This is a genomic window from Streptomyces sp. NPDC050806, assembly GCF_055586425.1.
This window is the reverse complement of sequence record NZ_JBVJIF010000010.1, coordinates 449,648-466,356: the sequence shown is the minus strand read 5'-3', so window position 1 is coordinate 466,356 and position 16,709 is coordinate 449,648. Positions and strand designations below refer to the sequence as shown.

16 protein-coding genes are annotated in these 16,709 nt (G+C 73.0%); 9 read left to right on the top strand and 7 right to left on the bottom strand.

Annotated features, from left to right (window positions below):
* Positions 1 to 10: 10 nt before the first annotated feature.
* From ACZ6WH_RS31520 to ACZ6WH_RS31510, 3 genes are all read right to left on the bottom strand, one after another.
* Positions 11 to 1,225 (bottom strand): acetyl-CoA C-acetyltransferase, encoded by a 1,215-nt coding sequence (locus ACZ6WH_RS31520; protein ID WP_469732635.1) that lies wholly within the window; start codon positions 1,223 to 1,225, stop codon positions 11 to 13.
* Between the two features lie 66 nt (positions 1,226 to 1,291).
* Positions 1,292 to 2,434, bottom strand: a complete 1,143-nt coding sequence (locus ACZ6WH_RS31515) for an acyl-CoA dehydrogenase family protein (protein WP_469732719.1) — start codon at positions 2,432 to 2,434, stop codon at positions 1,292 to 1,294.
* A 17-nt stretch (positions 2,435 to 2,451) separates the two neighbouring features.
* Positions 2,452 to 3,720, bottom strand: coding sequence for a CaiB/BaiF CoA transferase family protein (locus ACZ6WH_RS31510; protein ID WP_469732633.1), 1,269 nt, complete (start codon positions 3,718 to 3,720; stop codon positions 2,452 to 2,454).
* Between the two features lie 242 nt (positions 3,721 to 3,962).
* On the opposite strand from ACZ6WH_RS31510, the gene ACZ6WH_RS31505 reads away from it, so the two are divergent.
* Positions 3,963 to 4,706 carry an MgtC/SapB family protein gene (locus tag ACZ6WH_RS31505; RefSeq protein ID WP_469732631.1) on the top strand — a complete coding sequence of 248 codons (744 nt, stop codon included), beginning with the start codon at positions 3,963 to 3,965 and terminating at the stop codon, positions 4,704 to 4,706.
* Positions 4,707 to 4,892: 186 nt separating this feature from the next.
* Entirely contained in the window at positions 4,893 to 6,080 is a 1,188-nt protein-coding gene (locus ACZ6WH_RS31500; RefSeq protein WP_469732629.1) for a saccharopine dehydrogenase family protein, read from the top strand.
* Positions 6,081 to 6,128: 48 nt separating this feature from the next.
* Here the strand turns inward: ACZ6WH_RS31500 and ACZ6WH_RS31495 are convergent, their stop codons facing one another.
* Positions 6,129 to 6,863, bottom strand: a complete 735-nt coding sequence (locus ACZ6WH_RS31495) for an endonuclease V (protein ID WP_469732627.1) — start codon at positions 6,861 to 6,863, stop codon at positions 6,129 to 6,131.
* A 68-nt stretch (positions 6,864 to 6,931) separates the two neighbouring features.
* On the opposite strand from ACZ6WH_RS31495, the gene ACZ6WH_RS31490 reads away from it, so the two are divergent.
* The gene (locus ACZ6WH_RS31490; RefSeq protein WP_469732625.1) at positions 6,932 to 8,356 is read left to right on the top strand and encodes a carboxylesterase family protein; all 1,425 of its coding nucleotides are present in this window, start codon (positions 6,932 to 6,934) and stop codon (positions 8,354 to 8,356) included.
* A 41-nt stretch (positions 8,357 to 8,397) separates the two neighbouring features.
* Here the strand turns inward: ACZ6WH_RS31490 and ACZ6WH_RS31485 are convergent, their stop codons facing one another.
* Entirely contained in the window at positions 8,398 to 9,771 is a 1,374-nt protein-coding gene (locus ACZ6WH_RS31485) for a cryptochrome/photolyase family protein (protein ID WP_469732623.1), read from the bottom strand.
* 240 nt (positions 9,772 to 10,011) lie between these two features.
* On the opposite strand from ACZ6WH_RS31485, the gene ACZ6WH_RS31480 reads away from it, so the two are divergent.
* Both ACZ6WH_RS31480 and ACZ6WH_RS31475 read left to right on the top strand, forming a co-directional pair.
* The gene (locus tag ACZ6WH_RS31480) at positions 10,012 to 10,770 is read left to right on the top strand and encodes a response regulator (RefSeq protein ID WP_469732621.1); all 759 of its coding nucleotides are present in this window, start codon (positions 10,012 to 10,014) and stop codon (positions 10,768 to 10,770) included.
* 90 nt (positions 10,771 to 10,860) lie between these two features.
* Positions 10,861 to 11,376 carry a flavodoxin domain-containing protein gene (locus tag ACZ6WH_RS31475; protein ID WP_469732619.1) on the top strand — a complete coding sequence of 172 codons (516 nt, stop codon included), beginning with the start codon at positions 10,861 to 10,863 and terminating at the stop codon, positions 11,374 to 11,376.
* 93 nt (positions 11,377 to 11,469) lie between these two features.
* Here the strand turns inward: ACZ6WH_RS31475 and ACZ6WH_RS31470 are convergent, their stop codons facing one another.
* Positions 11,470 to 11,643 (bottom strand): hypothetical protein, encoded by a 174-nt coding sequence (locus ACZ6WH_RS31470; RefSeq protein WP_469732617.1) that lies wholly within the window; start codon positions 11,641 to 11,643, stop codon positions 11,470 to 11,472.
* A 176-nt stretch (positions 11,644 to 11,819) separates the two neighbouring features.
* Between ACZ6WH_RS31470 and ACZ6WH_RS31465 the strand changes: the two genes are divergently transcribed.
* The 4 genes from ACZ6WH_RS31465 to ACZ6WH_RS31450 all read left to right on the top strand — a co-directional run bounded on the left by ACZ6WH_RS31465 (position 11,820) and on the right by ACZ6WH_RS31450 (position 15,508).
* Positions 11,820 to 12,119 (top strand): YciI family protein, encoded by a 300-nt coding sequence (locus tag ACZ6WH_RS31465; RefSeq protein WP_469732615.1) that lies wholly within the window; start codon positions 11,820 to 11,822, stop codon positions 12,117 to 12,119.
* 243 nt (positions 12,120 to 12,362) lie between these two features.
* The gene (locus ACZ6WH_RS31460; RefSeq protein ID WP_469732613.1) at positions 12,363 to 13,268 is read left to right on the top strand and encodes an SIS domain-containing protein; all 906 of its coding nucleotides are present in this window, start codon (positions 12,363 to 12,365) and stop codon (positions 13,266 to 13,268) included.
* A gap of 207 nt (positions 13,269 to 13,475) precedes the next feature.
* A complete protein-coding gene (locus tag ACZ6WH_RS31455) occupies positions 13,476 to 14,357 on the top strand; it encodes a class II fructose-bisphosphate aldolase (RefSeq protein WP_469732611.1) in 882 nt (293 codons plus the stop codon).
* 275 nt (positions 14,358 to 14,632) lie between these two features.
* Positions 14,633 to 15,508 carry a DeoR/GlpR family DNA-binding transcription regulator gene (locus ACZ6WH_RS31450; RefSeq protein ID WP_469732609.1) on the top strand — a complete coding sequence of 292 codons (876 nt, stop codon included), beginning with the start codon at positions 14,633 to 14,635 and terminating at the stop codon, positions 15,506 to 15,508.
* A 149-nt stretch (positions 15,509 to 15,657) separates the two neighbouring features.
* On the opposite strand, the gene ACZ6WH_RS31445 is transcribed toward ACZ6WH_RS31450, so the two are convergent.
* Positions 15,658 to 16,632, bottom strand: a complete 975-nt coding sequence (locus ACZ6WH_RS31445) for an SDR family oxidoreductase (RefSeq protein WP_469732607.1) — start codon at positions 16,630 to 16,632, stop codon at positions 15,658 to 15,660.
* Between the last annotated feature and the right edge of the window lie 77 nt (positions 16,633 to 16,709).

The following is a 16,709-nucleotide window of genomic DNA, read 5'->3' as shown; positions in this document are numbered from 1 at the left end:
GGACGGACGGTCAGAGGCGCTCGATGACGGTGGCGACGCCCATGCCGCCGCCGACGCAGAGGGTGGCCAGGCCGTAGCGCTTGTCCTGGCGCTCCAGCTCGTCGACGAGGGTGCCCAGGATCATCGCGCCGGTGGCGCCGAGCGGGTGGCCCATGGCGATGGCGCCGCCGTTGACGTTCACCTTGTCCAGGCTCAGGCCCATGTCGGCGACGAAGCGCAGCACGACGGCGGCGAACGCCTCGTTGATCTCCACGAGGTCGATGTCGTCGATCGTCAGGCCGGCCTTGGCGAGGGCCTTGCGGGTGGCCGGCGCCGGCCCGGTGAGCATGATGGTCGGCTCGGAGCCGGAGACCGCGGCGGACACGATGCGGGCGCGCGGGGTCAGGCCGTAGCGCTCGCCGACCTCCTTGGAGCCGATGGCGACCAGCGAGGCGCCGTCCACGATGCCGGAGGAGTTGCCGGCGTGGTGGACGTGGTCGATCCGCTCGACCCAGTGGTACTTCTGCAGCGCCACCGCGTCGAACCCGCCCATGTCGCCGATGGCGGCGAAGGAGGGCTTCAGGCCGGCGAGGGAGTCGGCGGTGGTGCCGGGGCGCATGTGCTCGTCGTGGTCCAGGACGGTGAGCCCGTTGCGGTCGGTGACGGGGACGACGGACCGCTCGAACCGGCCGTCCTTCCAGGCCGCCGCGGCCCGCTCCTGGGACATCGCGGCGTACTCGTCGACGTCGCGGCGGCTCCAGCCGCCGAGGGTGGCGATCAGGTCGGCACCGATGCCCTGGGGGACGAAGTTGGTGTCGAAGTTGGTCATCGGGTCGTTGAACCAGGCGCCGCCGTCGGAGGCCATCGGCACCCGGGACATCGACTCCACGCCGCCGGCCAGTACCAGGTCCTCCCAGCCGGACCGGACCTTGGCGGCGGCCAGGTTGACGGCCTCCAGGCCGGAGGCGCAGAAGCGGTTCTCCTGTACGCCGGCGACGGTGTCGGGCAGCCCGGCGGCGATCGCCGCGATCCGGGCGATGTCGGAGCCCTGGTCGCCGACCGGGCCGACGACGCCGAGCACGATGTCGTCGACGGCGGCCGGATCGAGGTCGGGGAAGCGCCGCCGCACCTCGTGGATGAGGCCGACGACCAGGTCGACCGGCTTGGTGCCGTGCAGCGCACCGGAGGCCTTGCCGCGCCCGCGCGGGGTGCGGATCGCGTCGTACACGTACGCTTCGGAAGTCACGGTGTGGAGCCTTTCAAGATGAGGGTGAGCCGTGCGTAACAGAGGGTCGGCCGGGTCGGGACCCCGTCAGCCGAGCAGCGAGCGGCCGATGATCTCCTTCATGATCTCGGTGGTGCCGCCGTAGATCGTCTGGATGCGGCCGTCGGTGAACGCCTTGGCGACGCGGTACTCGTTCATGTAGCCGTACCCGCCGTGCAGCTGCAGACAGCGGTCGGCCACCCGCTTCTGCAGTTCGGTGGCCCACCACTTGGCCATCGAGGCGTGTACGGCATCCAATTGCCCGGCCGAGTGGTCGACAATGCAGCGGTCCAGGAACGTGCGGGTGACGGCGCACTCGGTGGCCATCTCGGCGATCTCGAATCGGACGTGCTGGAGCTTGGCCAGCGGCCGGCCGAACGCCTCGCGCTCCTTCACGTACTGGGTCGTGATCTCCAGCAGGTGCTCGGCGGCGGCGATCCCGGCGACGGCGATGCCCATGCGCTCCTGCGCGAGATTGGTCATCAGGTGGATGAACGCACCGTTCAGCTCGCCGAGCAGGTTCTCCTTCGGCACGCGTACGTCGTTGAAGAACAGCTCGGCGGTGTCCTGGGACTTCTGGCCGATCTTGTCGAGGTTGCGGCCGCGCTCGAAGCCCTCCATGCCGCGCTCGACGACCAGCAGGCTGAGACCGTGCGCGCCCCCTTCGGGGGTGGTCTTCGCGACGACGACCACGAGGTCGGCCAGGATGCCGTTGGAGATGAAGGTCTTGGTACCGTTCAGCACCCAGTGGTCACCGCGGTCCTCCGCGCTCGTTCTGATGCCCTGAAGGTCGGAGCCCGCGCCCGGCTCGGTCATCGCGATGGCGGTGATGATCTCGCCGCTGCAGAAGCCGGGCAGCCAGCGCCGCTTCTGCTCCTCGGTGGCCAGCGAGGTGAGGTACGGGCCGATGATGTCGTTGTGCAGACCGATGGCCAGGCCCGCGGCGCCGGCCCGGGTGAACTCCTCGGCCAGTACGGCGCTGTAGCGGAAGTCGGGGTTGCCCCCGCCCCCGTACTCCTCGGCCACGGCGAGCCCCAGCAGCCCCTGCCGGCCGGCGGCGCGCCACGCCTCCCGGCTGACGATGCCGTCCCGCTCCCACTCCTCGTAGTGCGGCTCGACCTCCTTCTTCAGGAAGGTGCGCACGGTCTCCCGGAAGGCGTCGTGGTCCTCGGTGTAGATCTGGCGCTTCAGCTGCGCCGGCTGCTGGGTCATCGCTGCGGGCCTTCCTCGGGTCCGGCGCCGGGCCGGTTCTCGGGGTGTGCGGTGGACGGGCCTTCGGGGTGTGCGGTCGTCGGGGCTTCAGGACGTGCGGTGGTCGAGCCCTCGGGGCGTGCGGTGGACGAACCCTCAGGGCTTGCGGTGGTCAGGGCGGGGACGTCCCAGTCGCGGGCCACCTCTTCGGTGTCCGCACCGGGCAGGGCGGGGGCCCCGCGCACCGCTCCCGGCGTACGGGAGAAGCGCGGCGCGGGCGCGGGCTGGGTCAGCCCGGCGTGCTCGACGAAGGTGCCACGGGCGGCGAGATGGGGATGGGCCGGCGCCTCGCGCAGGGACAGCACGGGGGACACGCACGCGTCGGACCCCTCGAAGACGGCCGTCCACTCCTCCCGGGTACGGGTACGGAACCGGTCGGCGATGGCCGTACGCAGCTCGCCCCACTTGGCGAGATCCTCCCGCGGGGGCGCCTCGTCCGCGATGCCGAGCAGCCGCAGGAACTCGGCGTAGAACCGCTGCTCCAGCGCGCCGACGGCCATGTGGCCGCCGTCGGCCGTCTCGTACGTGCCGTAGAAGGGCGCGCCGCCGTCCAGCAGGTTGGCGGCGCGGCGGTCCTGCCAGGCGCCGGCCTCCAGCATGCCGCGGATCATGGTGGTGAGGTGGGCCGTGCCGTCGACGATCGCGGCGTCCACGACCTGGCCGCTGCCGCCCTCGGCGCGGGCGTGCTGGAGGGCCGCGAGGATGCCGATGACGAGGTAGAGCGAGCCGCCGGCGTAGTCGCCGAGGAGGTTGGCGGGGGCCACGGGCGGGCCGTCGGCGGTGCCGGTCATGCCGAGGGCGCCGGTGAGCGCGATGTAGCCGATGTCGTGGCCCGCGGTGTCGGCGAGCGGGCCGTCCTGGCCCCAGCCGGTCATCCGCCCGTAGACGAGGCGGGGGTTGCGGGCGAGGCAGTGCTCGGGGCCGACGCCCAGCCGTTCGGCGACGCCCGGCCGGAACCCCTCGATGAGCACATCGGCCCGCTCGGCCAGGTCGAGCACCTGCTCCTGCCCCTCGGGGGCCTTCAGGTCCACCAGCACGGAGCGCTTGCCCCGGTTGGTGAGGTCGTGCGCCGGGTCGATGCTGATGCCGGAGCCGCCGGGGCGGTCCACGCGTACGACGTCGGCGCCGAGATCGGCGAGGAGCATCGCGGCGAACGGGCCCGGCCCGATACCGGCGAGTTCCACCACGCGTACTCCGTTCAGCGGGCCGTTCCCTGTCTGCGCCATCGAGCCCCCTGTCCGTGAATCCTTCTGCGACCGTGTCTGTGACACCAATGCTGTAACACTCGTGATGTTAAGAACGTGTTCCACTTTCCACAAGCCCCCTCAGGGCAGGTTCGGGGACGGGCCCGGGAAGGGGTGGGAGGGGTGGTTCGGAGGCCGCGGACCGAGGGGCTTTCCGGGCGGCATTGCGGGCGGGTTGGACCCGCCGCCATTGCCTGCCGGGAGGCCGTGGTGACAATGGCCGGATGTCCTCCACGCACCTCGCCGCCGCACTGTTCGATCCCGGCTCCGGCCAGGGCTGGCGCCAGATCGCCGAGCTCTCCATCGCGCTGCTGCTGTCCTCCCTCATCGGGCTGGAACGTGAGGCGCGCCAGAAGAGCGCGGGCCTGCGCACGCACACCCTCGTGGGCGTCGGCAGTGCGCTCTTCATGGAGGTGTCGATCCACGGCTTCGGTGCGGTCACCGGCATCGACGGCATCGGGCTCGACCCGTCCCGGGTCGCGGCGCAGGTCGTCTCCGGCATCGGCTTCATCGGCGGTGGCCTGATCTTCGTGAAGAAGGACGCGGTGCGCGGCCTGACCACGGCCGCCACCGTCTGGCTCACCTGCGCCATCGGCATGGCCTGCGGCGGTGGCCTGCCGCTGCTGGCGCTCGCGTCGACGGCCGTGCACTTCCTGGTCGTCCGCGGCTTCCCCAAGGTCACCGACCGCATCGCGCCGGCCCCGTCCATCGAGCGCTTCGAACTGCGGCTCGCCTACCGGGCCCAGCACGGCCTGCTCGGCCGGATGCTGGAGATGTGCACCAGCGGCGGCTTCCAGGTCACCGACGTCCAGGTCGAAACCGACCCCGAAGCCCCCGACCGGGTCTCCTCGGAAGTCCGCCTCGGCCTGGAAGGCACCGCCTCGGCACACGACCTGGTGGAACGCCTCTCCGAACTGGAAGGCGTCCGCGGCATCACCTTGGGCCGCGAATCGGACCGCACGGAGTGAGACGGAGCGAGGGCGGCTCAGCGTCAGAGGGAGCGCGGGAAGGGGCATGGGCATGCCGGGATCTGCCACGGCGCCGAAGTCCGCAGCTTCCGAAGGGGCGTGTTGACGCCACGTACAACTGATCCATAGCGTGCGACCACTGACTGCGCGAGTACCTTGACCGACTCACACCGAAGGGGCCGCACCATGGCACGACAGGACGACGCGGGGCGGACGTACGACGTCGTCCTCTTCGGCGCCACCGGCTTCGCGGGCCGGCTCACCGCCGCCTACCTCGCCGCGCACGCCCCCGAAGGCTGCCGCTGGGCGCTGGCCGGGCGTGACAAGAGCAAGCTGGAGCGGCTCCGCGCCGAACTGGCGGCGAGCCACCCGGCCTGCGCCGACCTGCCCCTCGTGCACGCCGATGCCGCCGACCCCGAGTCGCTGCGGGCCGTGGCCGCCGCCACCCGGGTGCTGGCCACCACCGTCGGCCCGTACCTGAAGTACGGCGAACCGCTGGTCGCGGCCTGCGCGGAGGCGGGTACGGACTATGTGGACCTGACCGGTGAGCCGGAGTTCATCGACCGGATGTACGTGCGCCACCACGAGACGGCACGTGCCTCGGGCGCCCGACTGGTGCACGCCTGCGGCTTCGACTCCGTCCCGCACGACCTCGGTGTGCTCTACACGGTGGGGCTGCTGCCCGAGGGCGTATCGCTGCGCATGACCGGCATCGTCCGCACCAACGCCACCTTCTCGGGCGGCACCCTGGCCTCCGCGCTCACGGTGATGTCCCGGCCGCTCGGCATGGCGCGCGCCGCCCGGGAGCGGCAGCGCGTGGAGCCCCGCCCGGTGGGCCGCACGGTGCGCGCCGTCCCGGGGGCGCCGACCCGTGAGCAGGGCGTCTGGGGCGTGCCGCTGCCGACCCTCGACCCGCAGGTGATCGGCCGCTCCGCGGCGGCCCTGGAGCGGTACGGGCCGGACTTCCGCTACCGCCACTACGCCGGCGTCAGGCGGCTTCCCACGGTGGTCGGCGGCGTACTCGGCGCGGGCGCCGCGTACGGTGCGGCGCAGGTGCCGCCCGCGCGCCGGTGGCTGTCGGCACGGCTCGCGCCGGGCGACGGGCCGGACGAGAAGCGCCGCGCCCACAGCTGGTTCAAGGTCCGCTTCGTGGGCGAGGGCGGCGGCCGGCGGGTCGTCACCGAGGTGTCGGGCGGCGACCCGGGGTACGACGAGACGGCGAAGATGCTCGCCGAGTCGGCCCTGTGCCTGGCGTACGACGAACTCCCCGACACCGCGGGGCAGGTGACGCCGGCGGTCACGATGGGCGACGCGCTCACGGACCGCCTGCAGCGGGCCGGGCTGCGCTTCCGGGTGGTGGAGCAGCAGGGCTGACACGGGCCGTACGGGCCCCGTACGCAGGGCGCCGCACTCCGGGCACCGTTACGGGGTACCCGGCGCTTGCGCGTCGTCTCGGGCGTCCGCGAGCGCCCGGCGGCACAGCGCGTCGGCGGCACGAGTGGTCTCCGGCTGGCGGTAGGAGGCCGCCAGCCGCAACGTGTGGGCGCAGGCACGGTCCAGGCCGACGCGGTGGCCCACGGACACGAAGACCGGCTTCACGCCCGGCTGCGTCCGAAGGGCCCGGCCGACCTCCTCGCCGCCGTCCAGCAGCGCGGAGGTGGCGCCCCGTTCCGGTCCCGGCGCCTCGTACGTGAAGGTGAACGGGTTCTTCGCGACACCGATCACCGGCAGCCCCGTGAGCACCCCGAGGTGGCAGGCCAGCCCGAAGCGGCGCGGATGGGCGAGCCCGTAGCCGTCGCAGACCACCAGGTCCGGAACGCGGGCGAGCCGGTCGAGCGCGGCAAGCACGGTCGGAATCTCCCGGAACGCGAGCAGCCCGGGGACGTACGGGAAGGACACCGGGCCGACCGCCGTCGCCTCGTCGACGACGCCGCGCGTGCGGGCGTCGAGCGCCACGGCCGCGGCCGCGACGACGCCCCGCTCGTCGTCGTACGCGACGTCCACTCCGGCCACCGTGCCCGCGAAGCCCGGCTCGGGTCCGGGCTCGTCCAGGACGACGTGCGGGCGCAGCCGGTCCTGGGCGGCGCGGGCCGACGCCTCGTCGGCGGGCCAGTTGCGCAGTTCGTCGTCGCGGGAGACGGTTCCGTTGCTCGTCATCGTGGCGCCCACGCTACCGGGCCTCCGTGGCGGGGTGAGAGACGGACCGAGGGACAGGAGAGGCAGCGATGACGGTGCCGGAGGACGCACGGCCGGTCGTGGTCACGGAGAGGGGCGCGGTGCGCGGCGTACGGGAGGCGCCGACACCCGTACACGAAGAGCCCCTGGCGACCGGCCCCGAGGGGGAAGCGGTGTCGGTCGCCGCCTTCCGGGGGATCCCGTACGCGGCATCTCCTGTGGGCGAGCGGCGGTTCGCGCCGCCCCGGCCGCACCCCGGCTGGCCGGGCGTGCGCGACGCGGCACGGTCCGGCCCCTCGGCGCCGCAGGCCGCCTCGCGGCTGGAGGCCGTGATGGGGCCGCGCGCCGCGGACTGGGACGAGGACGGCTGCCTGAACCTCAACGTATGGACGCCCACTGCCGCGCTCGCCCCCGGAGCGCCGCCCCGCGCGGTACTCGTGTGGTTCCACGGCGGCGGCTGGACCAGCGGTTCGGGCGGCTGGGACTGGTACGACGGCGCGCGGCTCGCCGCACTCGGGGACATCGTCGTGGTCACCGCCAACTACCGGCTGGGCCCGCTGGGCTTCCTCCACCTGCCCGCCATCGGCGCGGCGAACCTGGGCAACCAGGACCAGGCCGCCGTCCTGCGCTGGGTACGGGACACCGTGGCGGCGTTCGGCGGCGATCCCGGCCGCGTCACCGTCGGCGGCCAGTCGGCGGGCGCCTGGTCGGCCCTCTCGCTCGCCCTCGACCCGGACACCGGCGGCCTGGTGCGCCGGGTGATCGCCCAGTCGGGGCCGTGGGGGCTGCGCCCGCAGGCCCCGACGGACGCAGCGGAGCGCACCGCCGCCTGTCTGCGCATCCTCGGCATCGATCCGGCCGGCTCCCCCACCGCTCTCGGCAAGGCGCTGCGCGCGCTGCCCGCCGGGCAGTTGGTGGCCGCGTACGGGCAACTGGCCGCCCGTACGGCCCGCCCGGGCGAGGTGGCACCGCCGATGTACCCGGTGCTCGGCGGGCCGGGCATGCCGCGCGCCTGGCAGGACGCCGTCGCCGACGGCGCGCTGGGCGGCAAGGAGCTGCTGATCGGCGCCACGGAGGACGAGATGACGGCGTTCCTGTCGTTCGGCGGCGTGGACCGGTCCGGCGTCGGCCGGCTCACCGGCCGGCTCTTCGGCGACGGCGTCACCGAGATCGCCGCTCATCGTGCGGCCCAGGGCGTCCCCGCCCACGTGTACCGCTTCACCCGCCGCCCGGTACCCGACCCGCACGGCTTCGGGGCGACGCACTGCGCCGAGCTGCCCTTCCTCTTCGGCACGTTCGACGCGTACCCCGAAGCGCCGATGCTCGGCCCCGTGGACGACGGCGACCGCGCGGCGGCCCGCGCCTTCGGCGGTGCCCTCGCCGCCTTCACCGCCACCGGCTCCCCCGAGGCACCGGGCCTCGCCCCCTGGGGCCCGTGGCTACCAGGGCCGTCCCCGGAGGTCATGCGCTTCTGAGCCCTTCGAGGAGCCGAGCGCCGGACGCCGTGCCCGCGGTCTCACTCCTTGCCGCGGGCGCGGCGGAAGCGGGCCAGGCCGTCGGCGAGGTCGATCAGCGGGTCGGGGTAGTCGTACTGTTCGCGCTCCCGTGCGGGCAGCTTCCACGGCTCGTGGACCGCGCGCCCCTCGATCCCGGCGAGTTCGGGAACCCAGCGGCGTACGTAGGCGCCTTCCGGGTCGTACCGCTTGCCCTGGGTGACGGGGTTGAAGACGCGGTTGGGCCGGGAGTCCGTTCCGGTGCCCGCCACCCACTGCCAGTTGAGCTGGTTGTTGGCCACGTCGCCGTCGACCAGCAGGCGCAGGAAGTGCCGGGCCCCCGCCCGCCAGTCCACGTACAGCGTCTTGGCCAGGAAACTCGCGGTCAGCAGCCGCCCGCGGTTGTGCATCCAGCCCTCGTGGGCCAGCTGCCGCATGGCGGCGTCGACGACGGGATAGCCCGTCCGCCCCTGCTGCCAGGCCTCGACCTCCGCCCGCGCCCCCTTCTCGGTGCGCCAGCGGTCGTGCTGGGTGCGGTACTCCTCGGCCGCCGCCCGGGGCCGGGCTGCCAGCACCTGATGGTGGAAGTCCCGCCAGCAGAGCTGCCGTACGAAGGCCTCGGCCCCCGCGCCGCCCTTCGTGCGCGCCCGGTGCACCGCCTCCACGGGGGAGACCGTCCCGAAGTGCAGGTGCGGGGAGAGCCGCGAGGTCGCGTCGCCCGCGAGGTCGTCGTGCCGGTCCTCGTACGCGTCCATGCCGTCACGGCCCCACGCGGACAGTCGTGCCCGCCCCTCGCTCTCGCCGCCTCTCGTCAGCCCTTCCGAGACGCCCTTGACGGCCTTCCGGGACGGGATCTTCTCCGAGCCGATGCCCTTCGGCACCCGGACGGTCCGCGGGGCGCCCAGCGGCTTGCGAAGGCTCTGCTGCTCCCACTTCCGGGCGTACGCGCCGAACACCGCGAAGTGGTCCCTGGACTGCGGGGCGACCGCGCCGGGCGGTACGGCGGTCACGACCCCGTCGTGCACGTGCAGCCGCCGGCCGTCGGCGGCCAGCGCGGCGCGCAGCCGGTCCTCGCGGCGCTGGGCGTAGCCGCTGACGTCGGCCGACATGTGAACATCGGCGGCGTCCGCCTCGGCGGCGACCTTGCACACGGTCTCGGCCACATCACCCGACCGCACCACCAGCCGGCCGCCCCGGTCCCGGAGCGCCGCGTCGAGGGCGGTGAGGCAGTCGGCCAGGAACGCCGAGCGGTTCGGCGTCGCGAAGCCTGCTGCCCCGATGGCATCGTCCCGCACGAAGAGCGGTACCACCTCCCGCCCCTGCTTCAAGGCCGCGCGCAATGCAGGCTGATCGTGCAGCCGCAGATCGGCGGTGAACAGGACGACGGACACGGTCATGGTGGTACTCCGGTTCAGGACGGCAGGCTGACGCCCCACGATGCCGTGCCGCCCGGCCCACCGCCCCGCGCCACGCCGCCCGCGGCCTACTTGCGAGCCGGCGCCCCGGACCCGCACCTGATGCTCTCCGCCGGCTCGCGCCCCTCGAAGAGGCCGGTCAGGGCATGGTGGGGAACGCCCGGACGTACAACGCTGGGAAGGGACAGCACGGGGGCGGGGGCGGCGGAAGGGCGGCCGGGAATGGCGACCGACGAACCGGGCAAGTACGGAGCCGTACGCACGACTCCGAGGGGCGGTGACACGGGGCACTCCGGAGAGTCGCCGATACGGGTCTTCCTGCTCGACGACCACGAAGTCGTGCGCCGCGGCCTGCGCGACCTCCTGGAGGACGAGCCGGACATGGCCGTCGTGGGCGACGCGGCCGACGCCCGCCAGGCGCTCGCCCGGGCCCCGGCGCTGCGGCCGCACGTCGCGGTGCTCGACGTACGTCTCGGCTCCAGTGCCGATACGGCGGACCACGAGGGCATCGACGTGTGCCGCGAGTTGCGCGTCGCGCTCCCCGGCCTGGCGTGCCTGATCCTCACGTCCTTCGACGACGACGAGGCCCTCTTCGACGCCATCATGGCCGGCGCCGCCGGCTACGTGCTCAAGCAGATCAAGGGCTCGGCCCTCGTGACGGCCGTACGGACGGTGGCGGCGGGCCGGTCGATGCTGGACCCCGGCGCCACCGCCCGCGTACTGGCCCGGGTGCGGGGCCCGGCCGTCCCCGCCGGCCCGCCCGAGCTGGCCCGGCTCTCTCCACGGGAGCGGCAGATCCTCGACCTCATCGGGGAGGGCCTGACAAACCGCCAGATAGCCGAGCGCCTCTACCTCGCCGAGAAGACCGTGAAGAACCGCATCTCCGCGATCCTCACCAAGCTCAAGGTCGGCCGCCGTATCCAGGCGGCGGTCATCGCCGAACGCGTACGGGAGCGCGAGAGGCCACCCGGCTACCGGTGACCATGGGCCCTTCGCCCACTGGCCCGGCAGGCCGCGCCCCGCATCGCCACCCCTTGTTCCAGGTACCGCCCGGAAACCTCAGGAATGTCCATGGCCATGGCCCCGTACCGCGTCCTGATCGCCTACGGAAGCTCGTCCGAGTCCACCCAGGGCATCGCGGAGGAAATCGCCGCCGCACTGCGGGAGGACGGCTTCGACACCGAACTGCGCCCCGCAGCGGAGATCGTGAGCGTGGGCCCGTACGACGCCGTCGTCCTCGGCGGTGAGCTGCGCGGCGGCCGGTGGCACCGCGATGCCCGCCGCTTCGCCCGTCGGCACGCGGCGCAACTGCGTTCCCGTGCCGTCTGGTTCTTCAGCAACGGCCCCGGCTCGGCGGACGCGTCGGCGAGCGGCGGGGCCGACGCGCCGCCGGTCCGCGGCGCGATCCGGGCCATGGACCGCGCCGGCGCCCGCGGCCACCTCACGATCGGTGGCCGGGCCGGCCGCCTCCCCCATGTCCCGTTCACCCGCTCTACGACCCCTGGCGACTTCTCGGCCGACCACCGGGAGGTGTCCCGGGTCCGCGACTGGGCGCATCACATCGCGAACGAGGTGAGCGACTCCTGACGGGGCGCGGCCGCCGGGTGCGCCGGGGCGACGCGTACGGGGTCCGGGCCGGGGAATTCGGCCGGCCGGCTCCACCGAGGTGCGGTGGCAGGGTCAGCGCTGGCCGCCGCCGAAGAGGGAGCCGAGGACGTTGCCGGCGAAGTCCAGGCCCGCCTGCTCCCGCGGAGTCAGCTGGTCCGGTTCGTCCGCGGGTGCCGCGACCGCGGACCCGGTGGCGAGCAGTCCTGCGGTGAAGACGGCTGCGAGCATGACGGTGAGACGTCGCATCATTGCTGTTCCTTCCCGTGAGGAAACCAGTGCGGCTCCATCCTCGGCCGCCCGCCGACCACCCGCCACGCGACACCCCCGGCGCTGCTGCGAACGGACCACGAGCGCCATCCGTACTGCTCCGGGCCGTACCGCCCCGCCACGAGCCGGTGCAACACCTGTCCTATATTTCAAGGATGTTCGTACTTGAGTTGACCTACACCGCCCCTCTCGACCGCGTGGAAGCCGCGCTCGACGAGCACGTCGCCTGGCTGGACCGGCACTACACCGCCGGGCACTTCCTCGCCTCCGGCCGCAAGCAGCCGCGCGACGGCGGCGTCATCCTCGCCTCGGTCGAGGACCGAGCGACGGCGGAGCGGATCAGCCAGGAGGACCCGTTCGTCACGGCCGGCGTGTGCGAGTACCGGATCACCGAGTTCATCGCCACCAAGACCGTCCCGGGCCTGGAGCGCTACCGCGAGCAGCCGCCCGCCTGACGCAAAAGACCTGACGAGAGGGGTGCGTGCGCCGGTTTTCCGGCGAAAGCACCCCTCTTTTTTCATGCCCCGACACCCCCGCTCACTCGTTCGAGGGATGGCAGCCTGGCACCAAACTGCGTACAGTTGATTGCACTGAAGCCAAAAGTTGCAGTTTCGCGCACGGACTGAGTGATTCACGCAAGCGCACGCAGGCAATGGACGCCGAGCGGCGGACGACGGGGACGAAGGGCGGGGTCAGCGATGAGCGGCATGTCGCACATGGAGCGAGAACTGCGCAGTCAGCCGGAGACCTGGCGCGAGGCGGCGCGCCTGGGCGGCGCGGACGGCCCGCTGCCGAAGGCCGGCCGGCGCGTGGCCGTCATCGGCTGCGGCACCTCGTGGTTCATGGCGCAGTCGTACGCCGCGCTGCGCGAGGCGGCCGGCGCCGGCGTCACCGACGCCTTCCCCGCCTCCGAGGCGTTCCTCGGCGCCGATCGGGGTTACGACGCCGTGGTGGCGATCACCCGTTCCGGCACCACGACCGAGGTCCTCCGCATACTCGAAGCCGTGAAGGGCCGGATCCCCACGGTGACCCTGCTGGGCGACCCGGACACCCCGGCGAAGGAGCTCTCCGACGAGACCGTCGCCCTGCCCTTCGCCGACGAACGCTCCGTCGTGCAGACGCGGTTCGCCACCACCGCCCTGGCCCTGCTCCGTACGCATCTGGGCGAGGACCTCTCCGCCGCGATAGGTGACGCCGAGGAGTCGCTGTCGGCGCCGGTCGCGCAGGAGTGGGTCGAAGCCGAGCAGTTCTCCTTCCTCGGCACCGGCTGGACCGTCGGCCTGGCCAACGAGGCGGCGCTCAAGATGCGCGAGGCCTCGCAGAGTTGGACCGAGTCCTACCCGGCCATGGAGTACCGGCACGGCCCGATATCCATCGCCGCTCCCGGACGCGTCACGTGGCTCTTCGGCAACGCACCGGAGGGGCTGGCCGACGACGTCGTACGGACCGGTGCCCGGTTCGTGGCACACGACCGCGACCCGCTCGCCGACCTCGTACTGGTCCACCGCGTCGCGCTGGAACGCGCCCGCGCCCGCGGCCTGGACCCCGACAGTCCCCGCAGCCTCACCCGCTCGGTCATGCTCACCCCGACGACGACTCCCTGACCGCGGCCTTCGCTTCCCTGCACCCCCTGGCCGCCCGGCCTCTGAGCCCCGCCACCGTCCATCGACCGGCACCCGCGCCTCACAGGCACCGCCGCCGTAATCGCTCCTCCCCCACCCACTCTCCTACGTGATCCAGAGATCCGGAGATCCCGTGATCAAGAGATCCCGAGATCCACGGACCGTCCATACGCCAGGGAGGCCGGCTCCATGCCCCTCGTCCCCACGTCAGAGATCGTCCGGGCCGCCGATGAGGCACGGGTCGGCGCCATGTCGTTCAACGTCATTCACCTGGAGACCGCGGAAGCGCTGGTCGCCGCCGCCGAGCGCACGGGCATTCCGCTCATCCTCCAGATCAGCGAGAACTGCATCCGGTACCACGGCAGTCTGTTGCCGATCACCCGAGCCTCCCTCGCGCTCGCGGAGGCCTCGTCCGCGCGGGTGGCCGTGCACCTGGACCACATCACGCAACACCAGCTCGTGTACGAGGGGGTCGAGGCCGGGGTGAGCTCGGTGATGGTCGACGCCTCCGCCCTCCCGTACGAGGAGAACGTGGCGACGACGGCGGAGCTGACCGCCTGGTGCCACGAGCGGGGCGTGTACGTCGAGGCGGAGCTCGGCGAGGTGGGCGGCAAGGACGGTGTCCACGCGCCCGGTGTGCGCACCGATCCGGACGAGGCGCTGGCGTACGTCACGGCCACGGAGGTGGACGCGCTCGCCGTGGCGGTCGGATCGTCGCACGCCATGCGGGAGCGAACGGCCGTACTGGACAAGGAGCTGATCGGGGCGCTGCACGAGAAACTGCCGGTACCGCTGGTGCTGCACGGCTCTTCGGGAGTACCGGACGACGAGCTGCGCAGGGCGATCGCCGCGGGCATGACGAAGATCAACATATCGACCCATCTGGTCTCGGTGTTCACCCGCTCCGTCCGGGAGACTCTGGCCACGGAGCCGGACCTGGTCGACTCGCGCAAGTACCTCAAGCCCGCCCGCGAAGCGGTGACCGAGGAGGCGGCCCGGCTGCTGAGCACGCTCAGCGCGAAGACGGCACTCCCCGGCCAGTACGCCCCCGCGACCCCGGCCTGCGGCTGATTCGGTGAGCAGGGAGCGGCGGTGAGCAGGCCGCGGCGGTGAGCAGCGAGCGGGTGGGTCGGCGAGGGGGTGACGGCTGGGCCGTAGCCGGGGCCGGGCCGGCGCTGGGCAGCTGCTGACCGGGGCGGGCGCGGCTGAGTCGGCGAGCGGGGCCTCGGTGAGCGGGGCGTCGCCCAGGACAGTGCGGGGGGGGCGAAGGAGCGGTGAAGGGGCGGTGACGGGGTTTGTGCCGACGGAGAGGGAGAGGGGGCGATGTCGACGGTTAGGGTCTTCGCATGAAGCGCCATGAACGGATGAATGCCCTGCTGGAGCTGCTCGGGGAGCGCGGCAGGGTGGAGGTCGACGAGGCGGCGACCGCGCTCGAGGTGTCGGCGGCGACCATGCGCCGCGACATGGACGCGCTGGCCGAGCAGCAGTTGCTCACCAGGACCCGTGGTGGCGCGGTGCTCAGTTCCGTGGCGTACGACCTGCCCATCCGTTACAAGCACTCGCACCGCGCGGCGGAGAAGGATGCGGTGGCCCAGGCGGCGGCCGGGCTGGTCGAGCGGGGCGACGTGGTCGGGCTGAGCGGGGGTACGACCACCACGGAGATCGCCCGGGTGCTCGCGACCCGGCCGGACTTCGCGGAGGCCGGACCGCAGCCGCATCTGACGATCGTCACGAACTCGCTCAACATCGCCAACGAGCTGGCCGTGCGGCCGCAGATCAAGATCGTACTGACGGGCGGGGTGGCGCACTCGCGGTCGTTCGAACTGGTCGGGCCGTTCAGCGAGCTGGTGCTGCAGCAGCTTTCCGTGGACATCTCGTTCATCGGGGCGAACGGTGTGGATCCGCAGCGGGGCGCCACGGTGCACGACGAGGCGGAGGCACGCATCAACCGACTGATGGCCGAACGCTCCCGGCGGGCCGTGGTCGTCGCGGACTCCTCCAAGATCGGGGAACGCTGCTTCGCCCGGGTCGGCGACGCGGATGTGTTCGACACGTTCATCACCGACGACCGCGTGGAGGAGTCGGTCCGGCAGGAATTCACCGACCGCGGCCTCCACGTCATCGCCGCCACGACGTCCCGAACCGCCTCCGGCCCCGCCTCTGCCACTGCCGCTGCCACCGCCTCTGCCTCGGCGCCGGCGCCCGCGCCGGATCCCCACTGACGCGGACCGGGGCCGCAGCCGGGGCCGCAGCCGGGGCCGGAGCCGGTGGGGCGACGGTGACGGGCCGATGCCGGGCGTCGGGGGGTCGGGGGTCGGGCCCCGACGGTCGGGCGCCGGGGGCGCCGGTGGTCGGGCGCCGGTGGTCGGTTTCAGGAGGTGGGGCGTAGGAGGGCTTCTGCGCCGCCGTCCACGAAGAGGAGTTGGCCGGTGACGTGGGTGTTCTCGGATGAGGTGAGCCAGGTGAGGAGGGGGGCGATCTGTTCGGGCCGGGCATGGCCGTTGAGCGGCATCGGGACGCTGGTGTCCACGACCTTGCGCAGGTCGGGGTCGGCGAGCATGCCCTCGGTCATCGGGGTGAGGACGGTGCCGGGGCCGATGGCGTTCAGCGGGATACCGGCGCCCGCCCAGTCGCCGGTGACCGCCGCGTGCCGTACCCACCGGGCTAGAGCGGCCTTGGACGAACCGTAGATCAGGTGGCCCTCGCCGCGGTCGAGGGCATTCTGTGCCGCGGTGGCCGCCGCCTCCTCGTCGCCCGCCAACGACGCCTCGACGATGGCCGGGTCGGTGGGATGGACGGCCGCGACGGAGGCCACGACGACCGCGCGTGGGGCGGTACCGGCGGCGAGCAGCGGGCGCAGGCTCTCCAACGTGGCGACCGCACCGAAGTAGTTGACGCGGACGGTGGCGGGGACGAAGTGCGCGAGGCCGGCGCAGGCGATGACGGCGTCGAGCCGGCCGCCGGTCAGTTCGTGTGCCTGTGAGGCCAGTTCGGTACGGCCGCTCTCCGTGGCGAGGTCTGCCGCTATCGCGACACCGTCGGCTTCCGTGGTCCGGTCGGCCCCGATGACGGTGTGGCCCGCGGCGCGCAGCCGGTCCGCGGTGGCCTTGCCGATACCGGACGCCGCTCCCGTGACGAGGTATGTGCGGGCTGTCGTGCGGTGCGCGGCCGCCGCAACCTCGGACGTACGTGCGGGCGCGGCATCGGGACCACCCGCCGGAGCCGGAGTGGTGGCGGGCGTGCCACCGGCCTCGGGACCCGGCGTGCGAGCGGAAGCCGAGAAGGAAGCAGCGGAAGGGGACGCAGAAGCGGAAGGGGAAGAAGAGGCGGAAGGGGAAGGGGGCATGTCGGCTCCTTGCGGCTCGGGGGCACGGGTGCGGGGGGCGTACGGAGCGGCAACTCGCTTGGGTGGCAGCCAACTTA